Raw genomic sequence first — 3,564 nt, 5'->3', positions numbered from 1 at the left:
GTGGATGTGGCCGCCACCACGGTGGTGAACCGCACCTTCACCGACCAGATCGAGGTGCTGGGCCTCGCCAAGGGCCGCCAGTCTGTGACCCTGACAGCGGCCACGACCCAGCTTGTGGAGGCGGTCCGCTTCTCCGACGGCCAGGCCGTGCCGGCCGGGGCGATTCTGGTGGAGCTCAAGGCGGCCGAGCAGGATGCGGGCGTCGCCCAGGCTCGCGCCAGACTGGCCGAGGCCGAGCAGGCGCTGCAACGCTGGCGGACCCTGGCCCAGAGCGGTTACGCCTCCCAGGCCGCCGTCGACCAGCGCGAGGCGACGTACCTCACCGCCAAGGCCGACCTGGCCGCGGCCCAGGCCCGCCAGGGCGACCGGCTGATCCGCGCGCCCTTCGCCGGCGTGGTGGGGCTGACCGACATCGCGCCTGGCGCCCTGGTCAATCCGGGCGCGACCATCGTCACCCTGGATGATCTCAGCGCCATCCGCGTCGATTTCCAGGTGCCCGAGCGCTACATCGCCGATCTGGCGGCCGGCCAGACCATCGAGGCCACCACCGACGCTTTCCCGGGCTTCGTGGCCCGGGGCCGTATCGACACCCTGGACACTCGCGTGGACGAGGCCACCCGCGCCATCACCGCCCGGGCCCTGTTCCCGAACCCCGACCAGCGGCTGCGGCCGGGCATGATGATGCGCATCTCCCTGTCTCGCGGCCAGCGGCAGGCCCTGGCGGTGCCGGAGCCGGCCCTGTCGGTGCAGGGGTCCTCGTCATTTGTCTTCCTCATCGCCGAGGGTGAGGGGCGGTCCATGGCCGAGCAGAGGCCGGTGGAGGTGGGCGCCCGCCAGAACGGCTTCGTGGAGGTTCGCGAGGGGGTCCGGGCGGGTGACCGCATCGTGGCCAACGGCCTGAACAAGGTCACCAGCGGCCAGGCGGTGCGCATCGCCGAAACGGCCGATCCGGCCGACGTGGCCCGGGTCAGACCGGCGGCGGAACGGCCCGGCGCATGACCCTTTCGGATCTCTCCGTCCGTCGTCCAGTCTTCGCCGCGGTGGCGGCGATCATCCTGTGCGTGGTGGGCCTGGCCTCGTTCACCCAGCTCACCGTCCGCGAACTGCCGGCCGTCGACCCGCCGGTCATTTCCATCTCCACCGACTATCGCGGCGCCTCGGCCGAGGTCATCGAGGAGCGGATCACCGAGGTGATCGAGCGCCAGGTGGCCGGGATCGAGGGGGTCGACCGCATGTCGTCCTCCTCCCGGGACGGACAGTCGCGGATCAATATCGAGTTCAAGCTCAGCCGGAACCTGGACGCCGCGGCCAATGATGTGCGGGACGCGGTTTCGCGGGTGTCGTCCAACCTGCCGCTGCAGGCCGATCCGCCGCAGATCCGCAAGGCTGACGCCGACGCCCAGCCGATCATGTTCCTGTCGTTCTCCTCGACGACACTAAACCGGCTCCAGCTCACCGACTACGCCAACCGCTACCTCGTGGAGCGCATCTCCACCGTGCCCGGCGTGGCCCAGGTGGGGGTCGGCGGCGCCCAGAACTACGCCATGCGCATCTGGCTCGATCCCCAGGCCATGGCCTCGCGCGGCATTACGGTGGACCAGGTGGAGGCCGCGCTCAGCAGCCAGAACCTGGAGCTGCCCGCCGGTTCGCTTGAGGCCGAGGCCAAGGACTTCACCATCCGCGTGACGCGGGGCTATTCCACGCCCGAAGAGTTCGCCCGCCTGCCGGTGGGGACCAGCGCCAACGGCGGCTACATCACCCGCCTGGGGGACATCGCCCGGGTCTCCGAAGAGCCCGACGAGCGCCGACGCCTTTTCCGCTCCAATGGCCGCGATCAGGTGGGCATCCCCATCACCCGCCAGTCCCAGGCCAATGACCTGGAGATCTCCGACGGGGTCAGGGCCCTCTTGCCGGAACTGAACCGGGGCCTGCCCGAAGGCACGCGGCTGGAGGTGGCGGTGGACTTCACCGTCTTCACCCGCCACGCCCTGGAGGAGGTCTGGTACACCATGGGCATCTGCCTGGCGGTGGTCGGCCTGGTGAACTTCATCTTCCTGGGCACCTGGCGGGCGGCGCTGATCCCCACCGTCGTGGCGCCCATCTGCATTCTCTCCAGCTTCATCGTGCTGGCGCCCCTGGGCTTCTCGCTTAACCTCTTGACCCTGCTGGCCCTGGTCCTGGCCATCGGCCTGGTGGTGGATGACGCCATCGTGGTGGTGGAGAATATCCAGAGGCGGATTGACGAGGGCGAGCCGGCCCCCGTGGCGGCCCAGCGGGGCACCCGCCAGGTCTTCTTCGCCGTGGTGGCCACCACCATCGTGCTGATCTCGGTCTTCGCCCCGCTGATGTTCCTGCCGGGCTATATTGGACGGCTGTTCGTGGAGCTGGCCGTGGCCATCGCCGCAGCCGTGGCGTTTTCTTCGCTCCTGGCGCTCAGCCTCTCGCCCATGCTGGCCTCCAAGCTGCTGAAGCCCGCCAAGGGGCAGGGCTGGCTGGCCCAGCGGGTCGACGGCGCCATGGCGAAGGCCAGGTCCTCCTACCACGCCTCGCTTGAGGCCCTGCTCAGCCACCGTCGCGCGGCCTGGGCCACGGGCGTGCTCGTCGTGGTGCTGGCGGGCCTCGCCCTCGGGATCTTCCGCTACCTGCCCGCCGAGCTTGTGCCCGAGGAAGACCGGGGCCGGGTGGACATCAATTTCGCCGGTCCAGAGGGGGCGGGCTACGACTACACCCTGGCGGCCGCCCAGCAGATCGAAGCCCGGCTGATGGAGCTGTACGAGGAGGGCACGGTCACCCGATACCTCCTGTCCATGCCGCGCTTCGGCGGGACGCAGTACAATACCGGCGGGGGCAATGTGACCCTGCCCAGCGGCCGCGACGCCATGGATTCCAACGAGCTGGCGGCCCAGCTCAATCGCGAATTCTCCCAGATCACGGCGGTGCGGGCGACCGCCTTCGTTCGCCCGGCCCTGCGGGGCAGCGAGGGCAACAGCGTCAATCTGATCGCTGTGGGCACCGACTATAATGAGATCGCCGCCTGGCTGGAGCCGATCCGGGCCGCCGCCGAGCAGAACCCGGGCCTCAGCCGGGTGCGCCTGGACTATGAGCCCACCTCGCCGCGCCTTCTGGTGTCCATCGACCGGGAGCGGGCGGCGAGCCTGGGCGTCACGCCCCAGGCCGTGGGCCGCGCCCTGGAGACCCTGTTCGGGTCGCGAAGGGTGACCACCTATATCCGCGAAGGCCAGGAATACGACGTCATCCTCCAGACCAACCGCGATCAGCGGATGACCCAGGAGGATCTCAACAGCCTCTATGTGCGGACGGCCTCGGGCCAGACCATTCCCCTGGCCTCGGTGGTCACCACCGAGGTGCGCGGCGACACGCCTGACCGGGAACGCACCGACCGGGCCCGATCCATCGACCTGATGGCCCAGCTCAACCCCGGCTATACGATCGGGGACGCCATCAGCTTCTTCGAAGCCGAGATCGCCAAGCAGCCCGGCGGGGTCGGCGTGCTGTGGGGCGGCGGGGCGCGAGACTTCCTGGAGGCCGGCGGCGCGGTGGGGG

The 3,564-nt window shown here is 69.9% G+C and carries 2 protein-coding genes; both read left to right on the top strand.

Translation table 11 applies throughout. The features are described from left to right. On the top strand, nt 1-999 hold a 999-nt coding region (locus tag V7D28_RS14480; RefSeq protein WP_333588089.1), incomplete at its 5' end, for an efflux RND transporter periplasmic adaptor subunit. Further along, nucleotides 996-3,564 (top strand): efflux RND transporter permease subunit (locus V7D28_RS14475; protein ID WP_333588088.1); only part of this gene is annotated, 2,569 nt, incomplete at its 3' end. The genes V7D28_RS14480 and V7D28_RS14475, both read left to right, overlap by 4 nt.

This window comes from Phenylobacterium sp., assembly GCF_036723115.1.
Taxonomy (GTDB): domain Bacteria; phylum Pseudomonadota; class Alphaproteobacteria; order Caulobacterales; family Caulobacteraceae; genus Phenylobacterium.
The sequence above is the reverse complement of the archived record's forward strand: the minus strand, read 5'-3'. Positions and strand labels throughout refer to the sequence as shown.